General features: G+C 66.4%; 23 protein-coding genes. 17 read left to right on the plus strand and 6 right to left on the minus strand.

The genetic code is table 11. The annotated features are described in order from the left end of the window. The first annotated feature begins 152 nt into the window (after positions 1-152). From ACSX1D_RS09410 to nahK, 3 genes are all read left to right on the plus strand, one after another. Positions 153-1337 (plus strand): porin, encoded by a 1185-nt coding sequence (locus tag ACSX1D_RS09410; RefSeq protein ID WP_439861976.1) that lies wholly within the window; start codon positions 153-155, stop codon positions 1335-1337. A gap of 260 nt (positions 1338-1597) precedes the next feature. Continuing rightward, complete coding sequence (gene nosP / locus ACSX1D_RS09415) at positions 1598-2755, plus strand: nitric oxide-sensing protein NosP (RefSeq protein ID WP_439862296.1); 1158 nt, start codon at positions 1598-1600, stop codon at positions 2753-2755. Beyond that, entirely contained in the window at positions 2691-5339 is a 2649-nt protein-coding gene (gene nahK, locus ACSX1D_RS09420; RefSeq protein ID WP_439861977.1) for a hybrid sensor histidine kinase/response regulator NahK/ErcS', read from the plus strand. Before nosP ends, nahK begins: the two co-directional genes overlap by 65 nt. Positions 5340-5414: 75 nt before the next feature. On the opposite strand, the gene ACSX1D_RS09425 is transcribed toward nahK, so the two are convergent. The 6 genes from ACSX1D_RS09425 to ACSX1D_RS09450 all read right to left on the minus strand — a co-directional run bounded on the left by ACSX1D_RS09425 (position 5415) and on the right by ACSX1D_RS09450 (position 10724). Further along, the gene (locus ACSX1D_RS09425) at positions 5415-6080 is read right to left on the minus strand and encodes a response regulator (RefSeq protein ID WP_208709755.1); all 666 of its coding nucleotides are present in this window, start codon (positions 6078-6080) and stop codon (positions 5415-5417) included. 61 nt (positions 6081-6141) lie between these two features. Continuing rightward, on the minus strand, positions 6142-6702 hold the full coding sequence (locus tag ACSX1D_RS09430) for a PQQ-dependent catabolism-associated CXXCW motif protein (RefSeq protein WP_439861978.1): 561 nt from the start codon (positions 6700-6702) through the stop codon (positions 6142-6144). 174 nt (positions 6703-6876) lie between these two features. Beyond that, positions 6877-7668 (minus strand): ABC transporter permease, encoded by a 792-nt coding sequence (locus ACSX1D_RS09435; protein ID WP_439861979.1) that lies wholly within the window; start codon positions 7666-7668, stop codon positions 6877-6879. A gap of 103 nt (positions 7669-7771) precedes the next feature. After that, positions 7772-8485, minus strand: a complete 714-nt coding sequence (locus ACSX1D_RS09440) for an ABC transporter ATP-binding protein (RefSeq protein ID WP_439861980.1) — start codon at positions 8483-8485, stop codon at positions 7772-7774. Beyond that, positions 8482-9447 carry a YVTN family beta-propeller repeat protein gene (locus tag ACSX1D_RS09445; protein ID WP_439861981.1) on the minus strand — a complete coding sequence of 322 codons (966 nt, stop codon included), beginning with the start codon at positions 9445-9447 and terminating at the stop codon, positions 8482-8484. Before ACSX1D_RS09445 ends, ACSX1D_RS09440 begins: the two co-directional genes overlap by 4 nt. 95 nt (positions 9448-9542) lie before the next feature. Further along, positions 9543-10724 carry an ABC transporter substrate-binding protein gene (locus ACSX1D_RS09450; RefSeq protein ID WP_439861982.1) on the minus strand — a complete coding sequence of 394 codons (1182 nt, stop codon included), beginning with the start codon at positions 10722-10724 and terminating at the stop codon, positions 9543-9545. 158 nt (positions 10725-10882) lie between these two features. On the opposite strand from ACSX1D_RS09450, the gene ACSX1D_RS09455 reads away from it, so the two are divergent. The 14 genes from ACSX1D_RS09455 (at position 10883) to ACSX1D_RS09520 (ending at position 24438) form a co-directional block, all read left to right on the plus strand. Further along, entirely contained in the window at positions 10883-11320 is a 438-nt protein-coding gene (locus tag ACSX1D_RS09455) for a copper-binding protein (protein ID WP_439861983.1), read from the plus strand. Between the two features lie 150 nt (positions 11321-11470). After that, entirely contained in the window at positions 11471-11890 is a 420-nt protein-coding gene (gene pedF / locus ACSX1D_RS09460) for a cytochrome c-550 PedF (protein WP_208709771.1), read from the plus strand. A 5-nt stretch (positions 11891-11895) separates the two neighbouring features. Then, positions 11896-12807 carry a substrate-binding periplasmic protein gene (locus ACSX1D_RS09465; RefSeq protein ID WP_439861984.1) on the plus strand — a complete coding sequence of 304 codons (912 nt, stop codon included), beginning with the start codon at positions 11896-11898 and terminating at the stop codon, positions 12805-12807. Between the two features lie 25 nt (positions 12808-12832). After that, positions 12833-13588 (plus strand): quinoprotein dehydrogenase-associated SoxYZ-like carrier, encoded by a 756-nt coding sequence (locus ACSX1D_RS09470; RefSeq protein ID WP_439861985.1) that lies wholly within the window; start codon positions 12833-12835, stop codon positions 13586-13588. Between the two features lie 127 nt (positions 13589-13715). Beyond that, on the plus strand, positions 13716-14033 hold the full coding sequence (locus ACSX1D_RS09475; RefSeq protein WP_439861986.1) for an EthD family reductase: 318 nt from the start codon (positions 13716-13718) through the stop codon (positions 14031-14033). A gap of 96 nt (positions 14034-14129) precedes the next feature. Next, positions 14130-15059, plus strand: coding sequence for a quinoprotein relay system zinc metallohydrolase 1 (locus tag ACSX1D_RS09480; protein ID WP_439861987.1), 930 nt, complete (start codon positions 14130-14132; stop codon positions 15057-15059). 290 nt (positions 15060-15349) lie between these two features. Then, positions 15350-17125 carry a PQQ-dependent methanol/ethanol family dehydrogenase gene (locus tag ACSX1D_RS09485; protein WP_439861988.1) on the plus strand — a complete coding sequence of 592 codons (1776 nt, stop codon included), beginning with the start codon at positions 15350-15352 and terminating at the stop codon, positions 17123-17125. 207 nt (positions 17126-17332) lie between these two features. Then, positions 17333-18853, plus strand: coding sequence for an acetaldehyde dehydrogenase ExaC (gene exaC / locus ACSX1D_RS09490; protein WP_439861989.1), 1521 nt, complete (start codon positions 17333-17335; stop codon positions 18851-18853). A 341-nt stretch (positions 18854-19194) separates the two neighbouring features. Beyond that, positions 19195-19266 carry a pyrroloquinoline quinone precursor peptide PqqA gene (gene pqqA / locus ACSX1D_RS09495; RefSeq protein ID WP_003284930.1) on the plus strand — a complete coding sequence of 24 codons (72 nt, stop codon included), beginning with the start codon at positions 19195-19197 and terminating at the stop codon, positions 19264-19266. A 59-nt stretch (positions 19267-19325) separates the two neighbouring features. Next, the gene (pqqB, locus tag ACSX1D_RS09500) at positions 19326-20240 is read left to right on the plus strand and encodes a pyrroloquinoline quinone biosynthesis protein PqqB (RefSeq protein ID WP_439861990.1); all 915 of its coding nucleotides are present in this window, start codon (positions 19326-19328) and stop codon (positions 20238-20240) included. A 78-nt stretch (positions 20241-20318) separates the two neighbouring features. Continuing rightward, complete coding sequence (pqqC, locus tag ACSX1D_RS09505; protein ID WP_439861991.1) at positions 20319-21071, plus strand: pyrroloquinoline-quinone synthase PqqC; 753 nt, start codon at positions 20319-20321, stop codon at positions 21069-21071. An 85-nt stretch (positions 21072-21156) separates the two neighbouring features. Continuing rightward, on the plus strand, positions 21157-21435 hold the full coding sequence (gene pqqD, locus ACSX1D_RS09510) for a pyrroloquinoline quinone biosynthesis peptide chaperone PqqD (RefSeq protein ID WP_439861992.1): 279 nt from the start codon (positions 21157-21159) through the stop codon (positions 21433-21435). Then, a complete protein-coding gene (gene pqqE, locus ACSX1D_RS09515) occupies positions 21407-22561 on the plus strand; it encodes a pyrroloquinoline quinone biosynthesis protein PqqE (RefSeq protein WP_439861993.1) in 1155 nt (384 codons plus the stop codon). Before pqqD ends, pqqE begins: the two co-directional genes overlap by 29 nt. Continuing rightward, positions 22558-24438, plus strand: a complete 1881-nt coding sequence (locus ACSX1D_RS09520; RefSeq protein ID WP_439861994.1) for a prolyl oligopeptidase family serine peptidase — start codon at positions 22558-22560, stop codon at positions 24436-24438. Before pqqE ends, ACSX1D_RS09520 begins: the two co-directional genes overlap by 4 nt. Positions 24439-24481: the final 43 nt, after the last annotated feature.

Here is a 24481-nt window from a genome sequence, read left to right on the forward strand (position 1 = left end):
CAAGCGGCCTACGCCTTGTGCCTAGCTCCGCCGGCTCCGACCAAGGCAGTAGGCAACTGGCACCAAGGCAGCCTGGGGCAGTTGTACGGGTCTTTCGATAATCGCCTCCGACCCGACTGACCTTGCGGTCGTCCCACCTAGCGGAGAGCGTTATGCACAACAACAAGATCGCCAACACCCGGTTTCTGCCCCTGGCCCTGACGGCCGCCGTTGCCCTGGCCACTGCCCAGCAGGCCGCCGCCGAGATCGTCCTGTACGACCAGGACGACACCACCTTCTCCACCGACGGCTACATCAACGCCTTCTACGTCAATAGCGACGTCGACCGCGAGGGCGAGCTCAACGACCGCCGCCAGGCGCGGGTGAAGATGGGCTTTCTGCCCAACTGGATCGGCTTCAACTTCGGCAAGCAGATCGACGGCCTCAAGCTCGGCGGCCGCTCCTCGTTCTGGGTAACCATCAACGACAGCGAAACCAACGGCACCGCCACCGCCATCGACGTGCGCCAGTTCTACGGCACCGTGGCCAGCCCGGAGTGGGGCGAAGTGCTGGTGGGCAAGGACTTCGGCCTGTTCTCCCGTTCCAACATCTTCCTCGACGAGATGCTCGCCGGCTACGGCAACGTCAGCGACACCCTGGGCCTGGTCGATGGCACCGGCGTGTCCTTCGGCAACATCGGCACCGGCTACCCCTATCCCTTCCCGACCTCGCAGATCACCTACCGCAACAACAACCTGGCCGAAGGCCTGCGCTTCGCGGTCGGCATCATGGACCCGGTGGACACCAACGACGACAGCGCCGTCGGCCGCGCCTACCAGGAAGAGCCGCGCTTCGAGTCGGAGGTCAGCTACCAGTTCGAGCTGGGCGGGGCGACCCTCTACTCCTGGCTCAACGGCGCCTACCAGACCTCGGACAACACCGACAGCAGCGTCGACTCGGTGACCTCCCAGGGCGTCGGCTACGGCGTGCAGGCCAAGATGGGCGGCGTCTCGCTGACCGCCTCGGGCTTCCAGGCCGAGGGCATCAACCCCTTCTTCACCAACAACGCCGGCGAGCCGACCCTGCGCGAGATCGACAGCGACGGCTACCTGCTGCAGGGCTCCTACACCTTCGGCAAGAACCGCGTGGCGCTGTCCTACGGCAAGACCGAGGACGACGGCAACGGCCTGGGCAGCGCCGCCGACTACGAGACTCGTGGCATCGCCTATTTTCGCACCATCAACGACAACCTCAAGCTGGTCGCCGAGTACAACCAGTACCAGATCGATGCCGCCGCCGGCAGCGGCCTGGGCGAGGACACCGACACCTTCGCCGTGGGTGCCGTGCTGAGCTGGTAAGCACGGCCTCATGAGCCGGATGGGGGAGGCTCCGTCCGGCTTTTTCATGGGAGGTGGTTATGTGGGAGTTCTGGAGTTTCGGTGGCCTGATCCTGCTGCCGATGAGCGCGATATTCGGCGTGTTGCCGCTGTGCCTGATGCGCTGGTTCTAGCGCCTTGCTACTTAGGGAGTAGGCCCGGCGGCACTCAAGTAGCATGGGGTGCGCGGGCCGGGCTTCGTAGAATCCCCATGACGAGTGGGCTTTTTAATGGGGCAGATTATGGGGCAGGAGCTGACCGAAGGCGTGGTCACCGCGATGTCGGGCGCCAAGGATGTGGAGCTGGTGGCCCAGGAACTGGCGCGCCAGCTGATCCACCCGCACCTCGGCTTCGTGCTGTTCTTCTGCTCCGCCGAATACGACCTGCAGGGTCTCGGCGAGGCGCTGGAGCAGCACTTCGGCGGCATCAGCCTGGTCGGTTGCACCAGTGCCGGGGAGATCACGCCCCAGGGCTACGGTCGTGGTTGCGTGACCGCGGTGGGCTTCGACCACCGCAGCTTCTCCGTTGCCAGCGCGCTGATCGACGAAATGGAACGCTTCAGCCTGATCGACGCCCAGCAACTGGTCGAACGCCTGGTCGGTGACTGCCGCCACAACGAACTGGCGCCGATCAAGGGCCACAGCTTCGCCCTGACCCTGCTCGACGGCCTGTCCAGCCGCGAGGAAGTGGTGCTCGGCGCGCTCAGTGCGGCCTTCGGCAGCATCCCGCATTTCGGCGGTTCGGCCGGCGACGACAACCACCTGACCCATACCCACGTCTACTACGGCGGCCAGTTCCACACCGGCGCGGCGGTGGTGGTGCTGTTCAACACCTGGCTGGACTTCGAGGTGTTCAGCACCCATCACATCGAGCCCAGAGAGGAGAAGCTGGTGGTCACCCAGGCCGACAGTGCCAGTCGCAAGGTCCATGAGCTGAACGCCGCGCCCGCCGCCCTGGAATACGCGCGGCTGATCGGGGTGGCCGTGGCGGAGCTGGACATGCGCCTGTTCGCCGCCCACCCGCTGGCCGTGCGCATCGGCGGCCAGTACTACGTGCGTTCGATCCAGCGAGTCAACGAGGACCTCAGCCTGAGCTTCTACTGCGCGGTGGAGAACGGCATCGTCCTCACCGCGATGCGCCCGGGACCGCTACCGGACAACCTGCAGACGGCTTTCGACGGCCTGCGCCGGCGCCTCGGTCCCCTGCTGCTGACCATCGGCTGTGACTGTTTCCTGCGGCGCCTGGAGATCGAGGCCGAAGGCGCCGTTGAGCCGGTCGCCGCTCTGCTGCGCAGCCAGCAGGTCATAGGCTTCAACACCTACGGAGAGCAGTTCAATGGCATGCACATCAACCAGACCTTCACCGGAGTCGCCATCGGCCGCCCCGGCCGGGGCGGATGACGCCGCACTGCTCGCCCGTTGCCGCGCGCTGGAAGAGGAGAACCGCAAGCTCAAGCGCATCAACGGTGCGCTGATCGAGCGGGTCGAGTCGATCAACTCGCGTGGCGACGATGCCTATGCGGCCTTCCAGCACTCGGTGGTGCTGGCCGAGCAGGTGCGCGAGCGCACCGACGCGCTGAACCAGGCCATGGCCGAGCTGAAGTCCAGCAACCAGTTGCTCAGTGACGCACGACTGCGCGCGGAGACTGCTCACCAGCACCTGATCGATGCTATCGAGAGCATCTCCGACGCCTTCGTGCTGTTCGACCGTGAGCAGCGCATCGTGCTGTTCAACAGTCGCTTCAAGGCGCTCTGGGCCGGCAGTCGCGTGCGTATCTGCGGTGGCCTGCGCCTGGCCGAGATCAAGCGCCTGAGCCGCAGCACCGGGCTGGTGGTCGAGGAGCAGCGCGGCAACCGTGACGAGCACATGCTCTACCGGCTGCGCGACGGCCGCTGGGTGCAGGTCAGCGAGCGACCGACCCGCGAGGGTGGACTGGTGATCCTCTACACCGATATCACCGAGGTCAAACTCAACGAAACCCTGCGCCGCGAGCAGGCCCTGGCGCAGAAGTCGCGCTTGTTGCAGCGCGCCGTGGACAACCTGTCCCAGGGTATGGCCATGGTCAATGCCGAGGGTCAGTTGGAGTTGTGGAACCATCGTTTCCTCGACCTCTGTGGCCTGGCACCGATCAACGCGCACCGGCCCTTCGCCGAGGTGATGGCCGACAGCGAGCTGGCCCTGCTCACCCCAGACAGCCGCGACGCCCAGGGCAGGCCGGTCGAGGAGCTGGAGCTGCGCCTGTTCGACGGGCGCATGCTCGAGGTGCGCACCCATGCGCTGCCCGCCGGCGGCTTCGTCAACACCTTCACCGACATCACCGAGCGCTACCGACATGCCGAGGCGCTGAGCGAGAGCGAGCGCTGGATTCGCCTGATCACCGACCATGTGCCGGCGCTGATCGCCTATCTCAACGCCGACCTGGTCTACGACTTCACCAACAAGGTCTACGAGGAATGGTACTGCTGGCCGCGCGGCGCCATGCTCGGCCAGAGTCTGCGTGCGGTGCACAGCGAGGAGCACTGCCGGCGCCTGGAGCCTTATATCGAGCGGGCGCTGTCCGGCGAGAGCGTGACCTTCGAGGTGGCCGAGACCAACCACCAGGGCCAGGAGCGCTACATGCTGCGTTCCTATGTGCCGAACCGCCAGGGCAGCGGCGAAGTGACCGGGATCTTCGTGTTGATCCGCGACATCACCGAGCGCCGGCGCACCGCCGAGGCCCTGCATCAGGCCTATCAGCATCTGGAGCAGCGGGTGCGCGAACGCACCGCCGAGCTGACCGGACTGAACGACCAGCTGCGCCGCGAGATCGATGAGCGCACGCAGGTGGAGGGGCGGTTGCGCGAGGCCAAGGGCGAGGCCGAGCGGGCCAACCTGTCGAAAACCAAGTTCCTCGCCGCGGTCAGCCATGACCTGTTGCAGCCCTTGAACGCCGCGCGGCTGTTCACCAGTGCGTTGCTGGAGAAGCCGCAGCCGAGCGACAACCTAGGCCTGGTGCGCAACGTCAGCAACTCCCTGGAGGACGTCGAAAGCCTGCTCGGCACCCTGGTCGACATCTCCAAGCTCGACGCCGGGGTGATCAAGGCGGACATCGCGCCGTTCGCGGTCAGCGAGCTGCTGGAAAACCTCGCCGCCGAGTATCACCAGATCGCCGGCAGCGAAGGCCTGCGCCTGGATTACCTGCCCAGCTCGGCGCTGGTGCGCAGCGACATCCAGCTGCTGGCGCGGATCCTGCGCAACCTGCTGAGTAACGCCATCCGCTACACCAGCCGCGGGCGCATCCTGCTCGGCTGCCGCCGGCGGCGACAGAGCCTGTCGATCGAGGTATGGGACACCGGCATCGGCATTGCCGAGGACAAGCTCGGCGAGATCTTCCAGGAGTTCAAGCGCGGTGATGTCAGTCAGCGCAAGCAGGACCGCGGCCTGGGCCTGGGTCTGGCCATAGTCGAGAAGATCGCCGGCATGCTCGGTCATCGCATCCGCGTGGCCTCGCGTCCGGGCAGGGGCTCGATGTTCGCCATCGAGGTGCCGCTGACCACCCGCGCGCCGCGCGCACGGGTGATCCACGACACCGCGGACCTGCTGCTCGAGCGCCTGCGCGGCTCGCGTATCTGGGTGCTGGACAACGATGCGGCGATCTGCGCCGGCATGCGTACCCTGCTGGAGACCTGGGGCTGCCAGGTGGTCACCGCATTGAGCGAGGAAGACCTCGCGCGCCAGGTCGACAACTACCACGCCGAGGCCGACCTGCTGATCGCCGACTACCACCTGGACGACGGCCACAACGGCGTCGACGCCGTGGCGCGGATCAATGCCCGGCGCAGCACGCCGTTGCCGGCGCTGATGATCACCGCCAACTACAGCAACGAACTGAAACAGCAGATGCGTGAACTCGGCCATACCCTGATGCACAAGCCGGTCCGACCGATGAAGCTGAAGACGGCCATGAGCCATCTGCTGGAGCGCGGGGCGAGACTGGACGGCTAGAGAGAGTCGGGCCGGCCTACGGCTAGGGTGCGCCACGCGCACCGGTGGTTGGCGCGTCCAGCCGCGCAGCGAGGCTCAGCGGCGCAGGTAGGCGGCGAAATCGACATCCCCGGCCGAGAGGATCGCCTGTACCCGATTGTGTACGTTGAGTTTGCGCAGGATGGCCGAGACATGGGCTTTGACCGTGGTTTCGGCGATGTCCAGGCTATAGGCGATCTGCTTGTTGGATTCACCCTTGGTCATGCGCTCCAGGACCAGCAGCTGCTTGCGGGTCAGGGCCTGCAACAGCTCGGCGGAGATGCTTGGGTTCTCCGGGTGGTTGCGCCGCGAGCTGTTGCCCTGGCTGCGGATGATGTCCGGCGGCAGGTAGACGCTGCCGTTGAGGATCTGCTGGATGGCCTCGGTCATCTGCGCCCGTGGCGAGGACTTGGTGATGAAGCCGACTGCGCCGTAGGTGATGGCCTGCAGCACCACCTGCTTGTCCTGTTCGGCGGAGACGATCACCACCGGGATGGTCGGTGCCTCGTTGCGCAGCTGCATCAGGCCATTGAGGCCATGCATGCCGGGCATGTTGAGGTCGAGCAGGATCAGGTCGAGGTCGTCGTGCTCCAGCGTCAGGGCCAGGGCACTGTCGAGGTCGGCGGTTTCCATGATGCTGCTGCCGGGAAAGCCGTCGCTGATGACGTTATGGATGGCTTCGCGAAACAGCGGGTGGTCGTCGGCAATCAGAATTTTGTACATGGCCTTTCACCTCATTGTTTTGATTATGGTGCGGCGAGGGTGATGTGGAAAGTTCGGCGTCTCAGGGCAATGCCGCCGGTTGCGCCGGCAGCAGGGGCAAACCGGCCTGCGCCCAGGCGTCGATCCCATCTCGATACCAATAGAGGTTGTGATAGCCCAGGCGCTGGGCACGCTTGACCGCATTCCAGCTCAGCCAGCAGTCGGAACGGCAGTAGAACACCAGTGGCCAGCCCTTGTCGCCCTGGCTCACGGCCTCCAGGTGGTGGCTGAAATAGTGCTGCCACCGCCCATCCAGCTCACCGTCGCCGGTATTGGCCAGCCACAGGCTGCCCGGCAGATTGGCATGCACCTCATCGGCGATGAACTGGCCGTTGAGCCACTGCCGGCGATAGGTGTCGATCAGCGCGGTGCGCGGGTGATCGGCCACTAGCCGCCGCAAGGCCGGGGTATCGAGGGTGTGCGCGTGTTCGATCCCGGCCGGGGTTGGGCTGCGGTACTGGGCGATGCGGTAGCCCTCGGCGGAGAACAGGGCCGATTCGGCCTGGGCCAGGACAGCCACGAATAGGCCCAGCAGTGCGGCGAGTACTGGAAGTGTTGGCCGTGATCGTATGCAGTGGTTCATCGCCTCGGGTCCCGGTTCTTTTTGTAGAGCTATTACAAGGCATTGATCCTGCTTTGGAAATTCTACGTTGGAGAGTGAAAACGGTACCAAAGTAGTAGAAGCAGCGGGGCGGCTCCTGTGTTACATCCGGCGTCTGCACGGCTGCCCGTGTCGCCGCGAGCGGGCGGCTTTGCGTCAGTTGTTGCGCCGCAAGGCCGCGTGCTGTGGGTTGAAGGTCAGTACCGCGAGCACGGCGAACAGGCCAGTCAGGCCGAGGCAGATCAGCATGGCGTCGATGCTCAGGCGCTGGTAGAGGGCAAAGCGAACCAGTTCCACCGCATGGCTGAAGGGGTTGAGCGCGCAGAGCCAGTACAGCCATTCGCTGGCCTCGCGCATCTTCCAGAGCGGATAGAGTGCCGACGAAAGGAAGAACAGCGGAAAGATCACGAAATTCATGACCCCGGCGAAGTTCTCCAGTTGACGAATGCCGTTGGACAGCAGCAGCCCGAGGGCGCTGAGCAGCAGTGCCACCAGCAACAAAGCCGGCAGCGCGGTGAGCAGGCCCCAGGCCGGCGGTTGCACGCCATAGAGCCAGGCAATGGCGAGGAAGGCATAGACCTGCAGCAGCGAGATCAGCGCCGTGGCCAGCAGCTTGCTGGCCAGCAGGAAGCCGCGTGGCAGGGGGCTGGTGAGCAGTATGCGCATGCTGCCCATCTCGCGGTCATAGACCATCGACAGTGAACCTTGCATGCCGTTGAACAGCAGGATCATGCAGGCCAGCCCTGGCACTATGTAGGTCTCGTAGGTGATGTAGGTGTCGTAGGGGGCGATGATGGCGATGCCCAGGGCCGCACGGAAGCCGGCGGCGAACACCAGCAGCCACAGCAGCGGGCGCACCAGGGCACTGAGGAAGCGCGAACGTTGCAGCACGAAGCGCAACCATTCGCGCTGCACGATGCCGGCCAGGCAGTGCCAGTAGGGGTTCATGGCGCGGTCTCCATGGGACGATGCGAGAAAGTAGGGTGCGCCATGCGCACCAGGGTCTGGTCAGGGCTAACGGCGGTGCGCACGGCGCGTCCTGCGAGGCGCCTCATGCCTGCTCCGCAGTCAGGCGTTGGAAGCTGGCGCCGAGGTCGTCGCCGAACTGGGCGGCCGAGCCCTGGGCCACCAGTCGGCCGCGGCCGAGGATCAGCAGTTCGTCGCTGGCCTGCACCTCGTCGAGCAGATGGGTGGTCCACAGCACCGTTAGGCCCTCGTCGCGGCACAGTTGGCGCACATGCCGATTCAGCGCCAGGCGGCTGGCGGGGTCGAGTCCGGCGCTGGCTTCGTCGAGCAGCAGCACGCGCGGGCGATGGAGCAGGGCGCGGGCAATCTCCACGCGGCGGCGGTGTCCGCCGTTGAGGGCGCGAACCTTGTCGTGGCGACGCTCGCCGAGATGCTGGCGCGCCAGTTCCTCGTCTATCCGTGCCAGGGCTGCACGTGGCCCCATGCCATGCAGGGCTGCGTGGTAGCGCAGGTTCTGCTCCACGCTCAGGTCCAGGTCCAGGGTGCTCTGCTGGAACACCACCCCGAGCTGGCACAGGGCCTGTCGAGGCTGCTGGCCCAGGCTGTGGCCGAGTATCCGGATATCGCCCTGCTGCAGGTCGTAGAGGCGGGTGAGCAGGGCGATCAGGGTCGACTTGCCGGCGCCGTTCGGCCCCAGCAGCGCGGCGAAGCTGCCGGGGGCGACGCCGAAGCTGACCTGCTGCAGGGCCTGGCGCGCGCCGTAGGCGAAACTCACCGTGGATACCTGGAGGGCGTTCACGGGGTCACCACCACGCCCCAGGGATAGCGCCCGACCTTGATCGATTTGCTTACCTTGAGGCTGTCCACATCGATCACCGAAACGTCGCCGCTGACTCCGTTGGTGGTCAGCAGACGCTTCTGGTCCGGGGTGAACGCCAGGTGCCAGACGCGGCGGCCGACCAGCAGATAGTCGAGGATCTCGTAGTTCCTGGCGTCGACCACCGCCACATGGTTGGCCGGACCGAGGGCGACGAAGGCATAGCGGCCGTCGGCGCTGAGCTTGACCCCGACCGGCTGCACCTTGTCCGGGTGCACGCCCTTGATCTGGAACTTCAGGGTCTTGAGCACACGGCGGCTGGCCACGTCGAGCACCGTGACCGTGCCGCCGATCTCGGCCGAGGCCCACAGGCGCGTGCCGTCGTCGTCGAACTCGACATGCCGTGGGCGCTGGTCGACCAGGGTGTTGTCGACCAGCTGCTGGGTGGCGGTGTCGATCCAGTGCAGCATGTTGGTGGTCTCGCTGGTGTTGACCGCCCACTTGCCGTCCGGGCTGACCGCCATTCCCTCGGGCTCGACGCCGACGTCGATCTGCGCCAGCACCTCGTCGGTCTGGGTGTCGACCACCGTGGCCAGCGCATCGTCCTCGTTGGAGATATACAGCCAGCGGTCATTGGGGTGCAGGGCGAACTGCTCGGGGTCGGCGCCGGAGGGCAGCTCCTTGATGATCTTGCGCGTGGCCAGGTCCATCACCTGCACCCGGTCCGAGTCGCTGGCGCAGATGTACAGCAGCTTGTGGTCGGCGGACAGCAGCAGGCCGCGCGGACGCATGCCCACTGCCAGGGTATCGGTGACCTGCAGGCTGTCGAGGTCGATCACGCTGATGCTGTCGTCCTTTTCGTTGGACACATAGGCGGTGGCGGCCTGGCCGGCGGCGCTGGCCAGGGTCAGGCCGATAGAGAGGGCGAGCGGGGCGATACGCATGGGGGCGATCCTCTTGTTGTGGACGGGCGCGGCAGGTTCATGGGTGGTGCGCATGGCGCACCCTACGGCTGGTGTTGGGTGCGCCGTGCGCACCATCAATTGGCGTTAACAGCCAGCTCGCAGCTCACCTCCGGGCGGTCGTAGCCGAGGCTGTCCATTTCGTTGTGCGGGTGCAGGAAGCCTTCTTGGGGCGAGGTGCTGACCAGGGCGCGCGGATGTACCAGAGGGATTGGCTGGCGCAGCTGGCCGTTCCACGGGCGGTAGCTGAGCTTGCGGCCCTTGAAGCCGTCCAGCGGCAGTTGCTCGCTCAGGGCCAGGCTGCGGATCGCCGCGGCGTCGGCCTGCTGCAGCCTGGTCACCGCGCTGGCGATGCTGCGCACGGCGATCCACGCGGCGTAGTCGCGGTTGTTCATCCAGCGCCCGGCCAGCGCCTCGAAGCGCTTTTGCAACTGCGCCGCGCCGAAGGTTTCCACCGTCTTGTGCCAGGCGGTAGCGGTCAGGCCCTGGGTGCCGGCCACCGGGCGCGGGTACCAGGTCTGGTAGGGCAGGTACTCGCCGAAGTCGCCGCGTTCGTCCGCTACCAGCACCACGTCGTACTCGGTGGTCTGGGTGAACAGCGGCATCTCCGCCTGGGCGCTGCGGCGCTGGTCGTTGTCGAAGCTCCAGGCCTTCTCGGCGACTATCTGGTGGCCGAAGCGCTTGGCCGCGCGCTTGAGGGCCGCGGCATAGGCCGCATCGTCTGCAGTGGCGCCGCCGATCAGCAGCCAGCGGGTCCACCGGCGCACGGCGAGGAACTGTGCCAGGGCATCGGCAAGCATGGCCCGACTGGGCAGGGTGTGCAGCACGTTGCTCAGGCACTGGTGCTGGCGCAGCCCGTCGTCGGCGCTGCCGGCGTTGAACAGCAGGCTGTCGTCCAGGCGCGTGCTGAGCTGGCTAAGGGTGGCCGCCGGGGCGTTGACCACGAACAGGCGCACGCCCTGTCTGTGCAGCGCCTCGGCCGCCTCGATCAGGCTCGCGCCGTCGTCGCGCTCGATGACCTCCAGGCTGTAGACCTGCTTGAGGAAGCGCCCGGTGCTGTTGCTGTCGATGATCGCCAGCTCGGCGCCACGCCGTCCGGCGTCCGCGGGTTCGGGTATGACGTTGGACAGCAGTGGCCCACTGTCCGGGGTATAGGCCAGGTAGCCGATACGCACCTGCAGTTCGGTCGCCGCGCTCGGCGCCGCCACACCGAACAGGGCGAGCAGGCAGAACAGGAGGTGGAATCTGGACGGACGCATGGGCAACTCCTGGGCAGGTGTCGCCAGCATAGGAACTGCGGTAGCGGGGGGAAATATGCAGAAAGTACCAGTCGGGCGCTACCAAGGTAGTAAATCGACGGGGATTGTCGCGCCCTAGCATGGGAACCAGAACCCACGACGAGAAGAGGTCAATCACCATGCGTACCATCAAGATCCTGCTGCTGCCGCTGCTGCTGATCGTCAGCCTGATCGGCGTCGACAGCCTGCATGCCGAGGGCGACCTGACCCGCCGCACCACCGCCTTGCCCGACCTGCGCCTGGGCGACGACGACAGCGACTACGCCATGTCGCAGTACGAATACCAGCTGGAAACCGGCAAGGCCTATCAATTGAAGATCATCGCCAGCGGGCAGAAGGAGTACGCCTTCCAGGCACCGGAGCTGGCCACTGCCATCTACCTGCGTAAGGTCGAGGCCGGCGGCGTGGAGATCAAGGCGGTGACCCTCACCGAGCTGGAATTCGAGGACGCTGGCGAGGCGGAGATCTTCTTCGTGCCGATCAAGCCGGGCAAGTTCCGCTTCTATGCCAAGGGTCTGGAGCACAAGGGCATGCTCGGCCACTTCCTGGTCAAGTAGGGGGCTGCGCGCACCGCCGCAAGCCCTACTACCAAGGGACTAGGCGCGGGCCACCAAAGCAGCATTCGGGGCTTGCCGCAGGCTTCATAAGATGACCGCAAGCAAGTTTCCTTTCGGCTTGCCTTGTGTGCTCTGGATGAGGTCTGAAACATGAAAACTACAAAGAAAACTGGTTTCGCACTGCTGTTGCTGGCTGTATCGGGCACCCTCTGGGCGCACGGCGATGTGGTTCCACAGGCGGTCAAGACCGACGGCCTGGAGCAGCTGGGCGAGGAGTGGCTGGAGGAGAACCCCTATCGCGGTGACCTGAAGGCCATCGAGATCGGCGCCTCGGCCTATAACCAGAACTGCGCGGCCTGTCACGGCCTGGAGGCCAAGTCCGGTGGCATCGCCCCCGACCTGCGCCTGCTGGAAACCGGCGCCATGGGTGACGAGTGGTTCAAGGAGCGGGTGATCAACGGCGCGGTGCGCGATGGCCGGGTATATATGCCGAAGATGGCCGACTACCTCAGCCAGGAGGCGCTCTGGGCCGTGCGCAGCTACCTGGAAAGCGTGGCCATCGAGGAGTGATGGTCATGCGCCCGAGCGTCCTGCTGTTGCGTGCGCTTCTGGCCGCGTTGTGGCTGGCGGCCCTGCCGGTCCACGCCCAGGCGCCGGTGCGCGAATACGACAGCATCGTCGAGTCCGGCGTGCTGCGGGTGGCGGTGTACCAGGATTTCGCCCCCTACAGCTTTCAGCAGGACGGCCAGGCGCGCGGCGTCGACGTCGAACTGGCCCGGGCCCTGGCCGATGGCCTGGGGCTCGAGCTGGCGCTGATCTGGGCGCCGCCCGGCGAGAAACTCGACGATGACCTGCGCGACTATATCTGGCGCGGCCACTACCTGCGCCCGCACGAACTGGCCGACGTGATGCTGCGGGTGCCCTACGACCGCGACTTCGCCTACATGAGCAACGAATTCGGCGAGCTGGCCAACGACCTGGTGGTGATGTTCGGCCCCTACCAGCGTGAGCGCTGGCTGGTGGCGCACGACCGTCGGCGGCTCAAGCAGGTGCCCAGCGTGGCGGTGTTCCAGCAGCACCCGATCGGTGTGGAGGTCGACAGCGTGCCGTCGTTCTACCTGTCCTCGGTATTCGACGGCCTGCTCAGCCGCCAGCTGCACCACTACCCCAATGTCCGGGCGACCTTCGCCGGGATGAAACAGGGCGAGGTGGATGCGGTGATGGCCTTGCGCGGCGAGGTCGACTGGCAGTTGCACCTGGCCGCCGACCCTGAACTGGCGCGGGCGCAGAACGCCTACCCGAAGATGGGTAAGCAGGTCTGGGACATCGGCATGGCGGTGCACCAGAGCAACCGCCAACTGGCTTATGCCCTGGAGGAGAAACTCGAAGAGCTGATTCTCGAGGGTAAGCTGAAGGAACTCTATGCGCGTTACGGCCTGCAGTACGAATTGCCGGGGCTGTATCAGGACGCCGAACAGGACGAATGACCCCGCACACTGCAGGAGGTGGGTTATGCAGCTGGATTGGCGCTTGCGCTGGGTTTGCTTGCTGCTTGCCTGGCCCGGTAGCAACTGGGCGGTGGAGGGCGATCCCGTCACGTCGGTGATGTGGGAGTACCACCACCTGCATCTGCTCGAGGGCGCGCCCTTCGTCTTCGATCAGCGGGTCAAGGTGCTGGCCCCGCCCTTCGCCGAGGACGCCAGGCAGGTGCCGATCCAGGTCGATGCCAGTGCCCTCGGCGCCAAGGTGCTGCGGATTCTCGCCTGGGCCGAGCTCAATCCCATCCCGCGGATCTTCGACTTTCAACCGGGCGAGCAGGTGCAGCCGCGACTGGCCATTCGCATCCGCATCGAGCAGGCCACGCCGATCCGCGCCGCTGTACTGACTGCCGACGGCGTCTGGCACGTCGGCTCCACCGAAATCGACGCCGCCGGCGGTGGCTGCACGGCACCCAGCGTGGTGCGCGCCCAGCCCGGCTGGGAGCAGCGCTTGGGCGAGCTGCAGGGCGCGCGTTTCAGGCAGGGCGATGGCAGCCGCCTGCGCGTGCAGATCGCTCACCCCATGGACAATGGTCTGGTCGGTGGCATCCCCGAGTTCTTTCTCAACCAGGCCGAGTTGCGCGATGCAGACGGCCAGGTACTCGCTCGCCTGGAGCTGTTTCCCGCGGTGAGCGAGGACCCGACCCTGAGCCTCGAGGTGAGAGGGCAGGGCGAGACGCGACTGTGGCTGCGCGACAACAACGGCAACGAGTTCCAGGCGGCGCTGTAAGCGCTTGCCCTGGAGTGGCGCGGGCCGTGAAGGGCAGCCAGCGTCGCGGCGTCGGCGCCCGGAAAGGCTGGCGTGCGGGCAATCGAGCAACGAATTCAACCGACGTACTCACCACGAGGACAGCAACATGATCAAAGTCAGCGTGCTTTACCCCAACCAGCCCGGCGTGCGTTTCGACATCGAGTACTACTGCCGGCAGCACATGGACATCGTCCGCGAGTGCCTCGGCGCCGCCTGCACGGGGATCGCCGTGGAGCAGGGCCTGGCCGGCGGTGCGCCGGGCGAGGCGGCGCCCTTCGTCGCCATGGGCCACCTGTACTTCGACAGCCTGGAGCGCTTCCAGCAGAGTTTTGCCCCCCATGCCGAGCGCATCATGGGCGACCTGCCGAACTTTACCGACAGCCAGCCACTGGTGCAGATCAGCGAGGTCAAGCTGGCGCCCTGAGGCGCCCGGTGGATTAGACCCGGCCCGCCAGGTGCGAGATCCGGGCCAGGTCGCCGCTGCGGATTGCCATGTTTGTCGATGGGCCAGGAGGTGCCAATGCGCTGGATATCGCTAGTGCTCGTGATGTTCTGTGCGCCGGGTGCACAGGCCGAGTTGGACTATGCCCTGCAACCTCGACAGATCGCCGACGGCGTGTGGCTGGTGGCGGGCAGTACGGACAACTTCGCGCCCGGCAACGGCGGCAATATCGTCAACATCGGCTTTATCGTCACCGAGGCCGGCGTGCTGGTGGTCGACAGCGGGCCGTCGAAACGCTACGGCGAAGCCCTGCGCCGCGCCATCGCCGGGGTCACCGACAAGCCGGTGGAGATGCTGCTATTGACCCACCACCATCCCGACCATGCCCTAGGCAACCAGGCCTTCGCCGATGTGCCGATCGCCGCGTTGCCGGGCACTGTGGCCCTGATGAGCGAGCAGGGCGATGCCATGGCGGAGAACATGTACCGCCTGGTCGGCGACTGGATGCGCGGCACCGAGCTGGTCCTGCCCAGCGAAACGGTGCAGCCGGGCGTGCTGCAACTGGGCGAGCGACGCCTGCGTCTGCTCGCCCTGAGCGGTCACACCGGCGCCGATCTGGCGCTACTGGACGAGACCAGCGGCGTGCTGTTCGCCGGTGACCTGGTGTTCTACCAGCGCGCCCTGACGACGCCGGGTACGCCGGGGCTGGATACCTGGCTGGCTGACCTCGCGCTACTCCAGGCATTGCCCTGGAAGCAGATAGTGCCCGGACACGGGCCGCTGGCGACCAGCGACGCGCCCTTCGTGCAGATGCGCGATTACCTCGGCTGGCTGGACGCGCTATTGCGCGAGGGCGCCGAGCAGGGCGCGGAGATGAACGAGCTGATCCGCGCGCCGATTCCCGCGCGCTTCGCCGGCGTAAGCCTGTCGCGCTACGAGCTGATCCGCAGCGTCAGTCACCTCTATCCGCGCTATGAGCGCGCGGCGATGCGGCGGGTGGACCGCTGAACGTGCAGCTCGATCCGGCGTCCTCCCGGAATTGCCAAGCAACCTGCCACCGGGCGTCGGCCGGGTACGCGGCAAGCACTTGCCTTGCGCTACACCCTCGGCTCGCATCGCGCGACCTGGCCGAGGCTCTGTGGCGGCTTGTCGAAAGCCCAAGGAGCGGAGTACTGCTACCAAGGGAGTAGCTAATTCGGCACTGCGTCGAATTGTTGCCTGCGGCCGGTGGCCGAACAATCTGCGCTAGATCGGGAAATCTTCCCGGTGATAACAATTAACCCGCAGAGGTAGCCGCAATGAAACACACCGGTCTTCGCCAGCCCTTCCTCCTCAGTGCACTCTGTGCCGCCATGCTCGTACCCAGCGCCGCCGCCTGGGCCGTCACCGACCAGGAGATCCTGGACGATGTGAAAACCACCGACCAGATCGTCACCAACGGGCTCGGCCTGCAGGGCCAGCGCTACAGCCCGCTGGACCTGCTCAACAGCGACAACGTCAAGGGCCTGCGCCCGGTCTGGACCTTGTCGTTCGGCGGCGAGAAGCAGCGCGGCCAGCAGGCCCAGCCGCTGGTCAAGGACGGCGTGATGTACGTCACCGCCTCCTACTCGCGGGTGTTCGCGGTGGATGCGCGCACCGGCAAGGAACTGTGGCAGTACGACGCACGCCTGCCCGATGACATCCGCCCGTGCTGCGACGTGATCAACCGGGGTGTGGCGCTGTACGGCGACCTGGTGATCTTCGGCACCCTGGACGCCAAGCTGGTGGCCCTGAACAAGGACACCGGCAAGGTGGTGTGGCGCAAGAGCGTCGCCGACCACCGCGCCGGCTACTCGATCACCGCGGCGCCGCTGGTGGTCAACGGCAAGCTGATCACCGGGGTGTCCGGCGGCGAGTTCGGCGTGGTCGGCAAGATCGAGGCCTACGATCCGAAGAACGGCGAGCTGCTGTGGACCCGGCCGACCGTGGAAGGCCACATGGGCTACGTCTACAAGGACGGCAAGAAGGTCGAGAACGGCATCAGCGGCGGCGAAGCCGGCAAGACCTGGCCGGGCGACCTGTGGAAGACCGGCGGCGCGGCGCCGTGGCTGGGTGGCTACTACGACCCGGAAACCAACCTGTTGCTGTTCGGCACCGGCAACCCGGCGCCGTGGAACTCGCACCTGCGCCCCGGCGACAACCTCTATTCCTCCTCGCGCCTGGCCCTGAACCCGGACGACGGCAGCATCAAGTGGCACTTCCAGACCACCCCGCATGACGGCTGGGACTTCGACGGCGTCAACGAGTTGGTCTCGTTCAACTACCAGGAAGGCGGCAAGACCATCAAGGCCGCCGCCACCGCCGACCGCAACGGCTTCTTCTACGTGCTCGATCGCACCAACGGCAAGTTCATCCGCGGCTTCCCCTTCGTCGACAAGATCACCTGGGCCAAGGGTCTGGACAAGAATGGCCGGCCGATCTACATCGACGACAACCGCCCGGGCTCGCCGGCCGCCGCCGAGAAGGGCAAGAGCGTGTTCGCCGCGCCGGCCTTCCTCGGTGCGAAGAACTGGATGCCGATGGCCTACAGCCAGGACACCGGCCTGTTCTACGTGCCGTCCAACGAGTGGGGCATGGACATCTGGAACGAGGACATCGCCTACAAGAAGGGCGCGGCCTACCTCGGCGCCGGCTTCACCATCAAGCCGCTGAACGAGGATTACATCGGCGTGCTGCGCGCCATCGATCCGAAGTCCGGCAAGGAAGTCTGGCGGCAGAAGAACTTCGCGCCGCTGTGGGGCGGGGTGATGACCACCAAGGGCAACCTGGTGTTCACCGGCAACCCCGAAGGCTTCCTGCAGGCGTTCAATGCCAAGACCGGCGAGAAGGTCTGGGAATTCCAGACCGGTTCCGGCGTGCTCGGTTCGCCGGTGACCTGGGAGATGGACGGCGAACAGTACGTCTCGGTGCTGTCCGGCTGGGGTGGCGCGGTGCCGCTGTGGGGTGGCGAAGTGGCCAAGCGGGTGAAGAACTTCAACCAGGGCGGCATGCTCTGGACCTTCAAGCTGCCGAAGGACCTGGTCGCCAAGCGCTGATCCACCAGGGGTAGAACGAAGGCCGGTCTCTGACCGGCCTTCGTCGTTATCGCGCGCCTGTGGCCCGGCCGGTCGGGGCCACTACTACCAAATGAGGAGGCGACCTGTGCCATGGATGCATACCGGCCGGCGCGCGGGCTTCCTAAGATCGAACCATGACCTGTTCCACGTCCAGGGGGCAGGCTCCGACAAGAAGAGGAACGCATCATGATCTATGCCAAACCCGGTACCCCAGGCTCAGTCATCTCCCTCAAGCCGCGCTACGGCAACTATATCGGTGGCGAGTTCGTCGCCCCGGTCAAGGGCCAGTACTTCACCAACACCAGCCCGGTCGATGCCTCGGTGATCGGCGAGTTCCCGCGTTCCGATGCCGCCGACATCGAACTGGCCCTGGACGCCGCCCACGGCGCCGCCGAGGCCTGGGGCAAGACCTCGGTGGCCAACCGCGCGCTGATTCTGCTGAAGATCGCCGACCGTATCGAAGCCAACCTGGAACTGCTGGCCGTGGCCGAGACCTGGGACAATGGCAAGGCCGTGCGCGAAACGCTGAACGCCGACGTGCCGCTGGCCGCCGATCACTTCCGCTACTACGCCGGCTGCATCCGCGCCCAGGAAGGCAGCGCCGCTGAGATCGACGAGCACACCGCCGCCTATCACTTCCACGAGCCCCTGGGCGTGGTCGGCCAGGTCATCCCGTGGAACTTCCCGCTGCTGATGGCCGCCTGGAAGCTGGCCCCGGCCCTGGCCGCCGGCAACGCCATCGTGCTCAAGCCGGCCGAGCAGACCCCGCTGTCGATCACCGTGCTCATGGAGCTGATCGGCGACCTGCTGCCGCCGGGCGTGCTCAACGTGGTCCAGGGCTTCGGCCGGGAGGCCGGCGAGGCCCTGGCCACCAGCAAGCGCATCGCCAAGATCGCCTTCACCGGTTCCACCCCGGTGGGCTCGCACATCCTCAAGTGCGCCGCGGAGAACATCATCCCCTCGACCGTGGAACTGGGCGGCAAGAGTCCGAACATCTTCTTCGAGGACATCATGCAGGCCGAGCCGGCCTTCATCGAGAAGGCGGCCGAGGGCCTGGTGCTGGCCTTCTTCAACCAGGGCGAGGTGTGCACCTGTCCGTCCCGCGCCCTGGTGCAGGAGTCGATCTTCGAGCCGTTCATGGCCGAGGTGATGAAGAAGATCCAGCAGATCAAGCGTGGCGATCCGCTGGACACCGAGACCATGGTCGGCGCCCAGGCCTCGGAGCAGCAGTACGACAAGATCCTCAGCTACCTGGAGATCGCCCAGCAGGAGGGCGCCGAGCTGCTCACCGGTGGCGCCGCCGAGAGGCTCGAGGGCGACCTGGCCAGCGGCTACTACATCCAGCCGACCCTGCTCAAGGGCAGCAACCAGATGCGCGTGTTCCAGGAGGAGATCTTCGGCCCGGTGGTCGGGGTGACCACCTTCAAGGACGAAGCCGAGGCCCTGGCGATCGCCAACGACACCGAGTTCGGCCTCGGCGCCGGGGTCTGGACCCGCGACATCAACCGCGCCTACCGCATGGGCCGCGGCATCAAGGCCGGCCGGGTGTGGACCAACTGCTACCACCTGTACCCGGCGCACGCCGCCTTCGGTGGCTACAAGAAGTCCGGCGTGGGCCGCGAGACCCACAAGATGATGCTCGATCACTATCAGCAGACCAAGAACCTGCTGATCAGCTACGACATCAACCCGCTGGGCTTCTTCTGATTGCACAGCCCTTCCGGCGCGTTCGCTCCAGCGCGCCGGCTCCCTTGTGCGACTCGCCTGTGGGCGGGATTTGTCGGCGGCCGGGCAGACGGGATCGTCGCGGCAGATCGCTAGCGCAACGCGGCTTCGGCCGCGTTTTTTGTTTGCCGCCGCGGCCGCGTCGGTGGCGCAGCCCGGGTGCAACTGGGCAGTCCCCGGGGGCGCGCAGCTGCTGTGCTCGCTAACCGTCCTACCAAAGCCAGCCCGATCTCCTCCCAAAGTACCATTCTGTTGCGGCGCCCGCGGGGGCATAACTAACAGGGCCGGAATGTCCCGGCTGGATAACAAGAGAGGACCGCGCCATGTGGACTAAACCCGCCTTCACCGATATGCGCATTGGCTTCGAAGTGACGATGTACTTCGCCAATCGCTGATTCGCCCGGCCCCGGCGCTGTCGGGGCATCTCACCCGGTATTTCCCCTCGGTACCCGCCATGCATATCCAGATTCTCGGCTCCGCCGCCGGCGGTGGCTTTCCTCAATGGAACTGCAACTGCCGCAACTGTCGCGGGGTGCGTAACAGCAGCCTGCGCGCGCAGCCGCGCAGCCAGTCCTCAATCGCCCTGAGCGACAACGGCGTGGACTGGATTCTGTGCAACGCCTCGCCGGACATCCGCGCCCAGCTCGAATCCTTCCCGGCTCTGCAACCGGCGCGTCAGCTGCGCGACACGGCGATCAGCGGGATCATTCTGCTGGACAGCCAGATCGACCATTGCACCGGCCTGCTGACCTTGCGCGAGGGCTGCCCGCATCAGGTCTGGTGCACGGAAATGGTTCATCAGGACCTCAGCAGTGGCTTTCCGCTGTTCAACATGCTCGGCCACTGGAACGGCGGCCTGCAGCACAACCTGATCGAACTGGATGGCGCGCCGTTCAGCATCCCGGCCTGTCCGGACCTGGCGATCAGCGCCATTCCTCTGCGCAGCAGCGCGCCGCCTTACTCGCCGCACCGCGGCAACCCCCATCCAGGCGACAACATCGGCCTGTTCGTCGAGGACCGCCGCAGCGGCGGCACGCTGTTCTACGCCCCGGGCCTGGGCCAGGTGGACGAGGCGCTGCTGGCCTGGATGCGCCGCGCCGATTGCCTGCTGGTCGACGGCACCCTGTGGCGCGACGACGAGATGCGGGTGTGCGAGGTCGGCGACAAGCTCGGCAGCGAGATGGGCCACCTGTGCCAGAGCGGCCCCGGCGGCATGATCGAGGTGCTCGACGGCCTGCCCGCCGCGCAGAAGATCCTTATCCATATCAACAATACCAACCCGATCCTCGACCTCGATTCGCCGGAGCGCGCCGAGCTGGGCGCCCACGGCATCGAGGTCGCCTTCGATGGCATGAGCATCACTTTGTAGGGTACGCCGTGCGCACCTTAAGAACGCTGGTGCGCATGGCGCACCCTACGCCAACGGCAACGCATATCGGAGACCCTGATGAGACAAGCCGCCATGAGTCCTGTCGAATTCGAGCAGGCGCTGCGCGCCAAGGGCGCCTACTACCACATTCATCATCCGTTCCATCGGGCGATGTTCGAGGGCCGCGCCAGTCGCGAGCAGATCCAGGGCTGGGTGGCCAACCGCTTCTACTACCAGCTGTGCATCCCGCTCAAGGATGCGGCGATCCTCGCCAACTGCCCGGACCGCGACACCCGTCGAGAGTGGGTGCAGCGCATTGTCGACCACGACGGCGCGATCGGCGAGGAGGGCGGTATCGAGGCCTGGCTGCGCCTGGCCGAGGCGGTGGGCCTGGAGCGCGAGCAGGTGCTGTCCCAGGAACTGGTGCTGCCGGGGGTGCGCTTCGCCGTCGACGCCTATGTCAACTTCGCCCGACGGGCCAGCTGGCAGGAGGCGGCCAGCAGTTCGCTGACCGAGCTGTTCGCCCCGCAGATCCACCAGTCGCGCCTGGATGCCTGGCCGCAGCATTACCCCTGGATCGACGCCGGCGGCTACGACTACTTCCGCACGCGTCTGAGACAGGCTCGCCGCGACGTCGAGCACGGCCTGCGCATTACCCTGGAGCACTACCGCAGCGCCGAGTCCCAGCAGCGGATGCTGGAGATCCTGCAGTTCAAGCTGGACGTGCTGTGGAGCATGCTCGATGCCATGAGCATGGCCTACGAGCTGCAGCGCCCGCCCTACCATACGGTGACGGCCGAGCGCATCTGGCATCGGGGGATCGCGTTATGAACCCCAGACAAACGGTGCGCACGGCGCACCCTACGGCTGAATCCTTTGTAGGGTGCGCCGTGCGCACCAGCCGGGAGCCCGAACGATGACCGTCACCATCCTGCCCAACGTCCCGGCCATCCGCCGAGGCTTTCGCCTGCAGTTCGAGCCGGCCCAGGGCTGCCATGTACTGCTGTACCCGGAAGGCATGATCAAGCTCAACGACAGCGCCGGGGAGATTCTCCGCCAGGTCGATGGCAAGCGTTCGGTGGCAGAGATCATCGGCCAACTGCAGCAACGCTTTCCCGACGTGCCCGGTATCGAGGAAGACATCCTCGCCTTTATGGAGGTAGCCCATGCCCAGTTCTGGATCGAGCTTCGCTAAACCGGGCCATGCCGCCGGCCCACCACTGTGGCTGCTGGCCGAACTGACCTACCGTTGTCCGTTGCAGTGCCCGTACTGTTCCAACCCGCTGGACTTCAGCCAGCAGGGCCAGGAGCTGAGTACCGCCGAGTGGATCGAGGTGTTTCGCCAGGCCCGCGAGCTTGGCGCCGCGCAGCTGGGCTTCTCCGGCGGCGAGCCGCTGGTGCGCCAGGACCTGGCCGAGCTGATCGAGGCGGCGCGGGGCCTGGGCTACTACACCAACCTGATCACCTCCGGCATCGGTCTCACCGAACAGCGCATCGCCAGCTTCAGCGAGGCCGGCCTGGACCATATCCAGATCAGCTTCCAGGCCGCCGACGAGGAGGTGAACAACCTGCTGGCAGGCTCGAAGAAGGCCTTCGCCCAGAAGTTGGCCATGGCCCGTGCGGTCAAGGCGCACGGTTATCCCATGGTGCTCAACTTCGTCACCCACCGGCACAACATCGACAATATCGAGCGGATCATCGAGCTGTGCCTGGAGCTGGAGGCGGACTTCGTAGAACTGGCCACCTGCCAGTTCTACGGCTGGGCCGAACTGAACCGCGCCGGCCTGTTGCCGACCCGCGCCCAGCTGGAGCGCGCCGAGCGCATCACCAACCAGTGGCGGGCGAAACTGGCGACCGAGAAGCACCCCTGCAAGCTGATCTTCGTCACCCCGGACTACTACGAGGAGCGGCCCAAGGCCTGCATGAACGGCTGGGGCAATCTGTTTCTCGACATCACCCCGGACGGCACCGCGCTGCCGTGCCACAGTGCCCGGCAGTTGCCGGTGCAGTTCCCCAACGTGCGCGAGCACAGCATCGCGCACATCTGGCACGACTCCTTCGGCTTCAACCGCTTTCGTGGCGACGACTGGATGCCAGAGCCTTGCCGCAGCTGCGACGAGAAGCACAAGGACTTCGGCGGCTGCCGCTGCCAGGCCTTCATGCTCACGGGCGATGCCAGCAATGCCGACCCGGTGTGCAGCAAGTCCGCGCATCATGGCGTCATCCTGGCCGCGCGCGAAGAAGCCGAACGAGCCCCCGGGGCGCTGCACAGTCTGCAGTTTCGTAACGAGCAGGCCTCCCGGCTAATCTGCAAGGCATGAACAATAAAACGGTCGCGCCCTTCGGCTTCTGGGACAGCGCCTGGTCGAGCGCCGAGGCGGCTGCCGCCGGCCGCGACTTCGCCGAGCTGCGCGCAGGCCTGGGCGGCCTGGTGTGGCTACAGTACGACCCAACCGACGGTCGCTCGACCCTCTGGCACTGGACGGCGCAGCAACTGCGTTGCCTGACGCCTGACGACCTGTCGGTGCGCAGCCGGGTCTACGAGTACGGCGGCGGTGCCTTCTGTCTCACCGACTGCGGCCTGGTCTTCGTTGGCGAGGCCGACCAGCAGCTCTATCACCAAGTGCTGGATGGCGCGCCCAGGCGCCTGACCGCGCGCTCCGACTGCCGTTTCGGCGACCTGCGCTTCGACGCCCGCTCCGGCACCCTGGTGGCGGTGGAGGAGTCGCGCGAAGCGGGGCAGGTGGTGCACCGGCTGGTCGGCATCGATCTGCGCGACGGTGCGCGCCGGGTGCTGGTCGAGGGTTGCGACTTCTATGCGGCGCCGAGCCTGAGCGCGGATGGCCGGCGCCTGGCCTGGATCGAGTGGCAGCGGCCATGGCAGCCCTGGCTGGCGACCCGCCTGTGCGTCGCCGAGCGCGCAGTCGACGGTTCCTGGCTGCCGGCCCGGGTAGTGGCCGGACAGGATGACGATGAGTCCCTGCAGCAACCGGCGTTCGACGCACAGGGCCGGCTGCTGGTGCTCAGCGACCGCAACGGTTACTGGCAACCCTGGCGCGAAACGGCCGAGGGCCGCTTGGCGCCGCTGCCTTGCGTCGCCGCCGACCACGCCGCCGCGCCCTGGCAGCTGGGCAACTGCAATTACCTGCCGCTGGCCGGCGATGGCGTGCTGTTGAGCTGGCTCGACGACGGCTTCGCGTGTCTGGCCGAGGCTGACGCCGAGGCTATCGGCGGGCGGCGTCTGGCCCAGGGCTACAGCCGCTTTCGCCAGCTGGCGGCCGACTCTGCACATTTCTACGTGATCGCCGCCGCACCGGAGCAGGGCAGTGTGGTACTGGCGATTGAGCGGGCCAGCGGCCAATGTCGGGCGCTGGCCGGCGGCGAGGCGCCCCTGGACGCGTGCGAGGTCTCGCGGCCGCAGCCGCTGTCCTTCGCCAGTGGCGGGGGGCGCTGCCATGCCTTCTTCTACCCGCCACACAACAGTGGTTTCCAGGGGCCGGCAGGAGAGAAGCCGCCGTTGCTGGTGTTCCTGCATGGCGGCCCGACCTCGGCCTGCTACCCGGTGTTCGACCCGCGCATCCAGTTCTGGACGCAGCGTGGCTTCGCCGTGGCCGACCTCAACTATCGCGGCAGCAGCGGCTACGGTCGCGCCTATCGGCTGCAACTGCACCGACAATGGGGGCTGTTCGATGTCGAGGACGCTTGCGCGTTGGTCGAGCACCTGACCGGGCTCGACCTCATCGATCCGTCCCGCGCCTTCATTCGTGGCGCCAGTGCCGGTGGTTATACCGCACTGTGCGCCCTGGCCGGCGGTCGGGTGTTTCGTGGCGGCGCCAGTCTCTACGGGGTCAGCGATCCCCTGGCCCTGCGGCGGGTCACGCACAAGTTCGAGGCCGATTATCTCGACTGGCTGATCGGCGACCCCCAGCAGGATGCCGCGCGCTATGCCGCGCGCACGCCCTTGCTACAGGCCGAGCGATTCCAGGCGCCGCTGATCTTCTTCCAGGGCGGCCAGGATGCCGTGGTGCTGCCGGCGCAGACCGAGGCCATGGTCGCCGCCCTGCGCGAGCGCGGGATGCCGGTCGCCTATCACTGCTATCCCGAGGAGGGACACGGTTTCCGACAGGCCTGCAACCAGGCCCATGTCCTGGAGCAAGAATGGCGCTTCTACCAGCGCCTGCTGGCAGCCCCCGCCTGAATCCTCAGCGCTTAGGTCGCATTGCATTGGCAGGCCAATGCAG

The sequence above is a fragment of the Pseudomonas sp. MBLB4136 genome, from assembly GCF_051904765.1.
In the GTDB taxonomy this organism is placed as follows: Bacteria; Pseudomonadota; Gammaproteobacteria; order Pseudomonadales; family Pseudomonadaceae; genus Aquipseudomonas.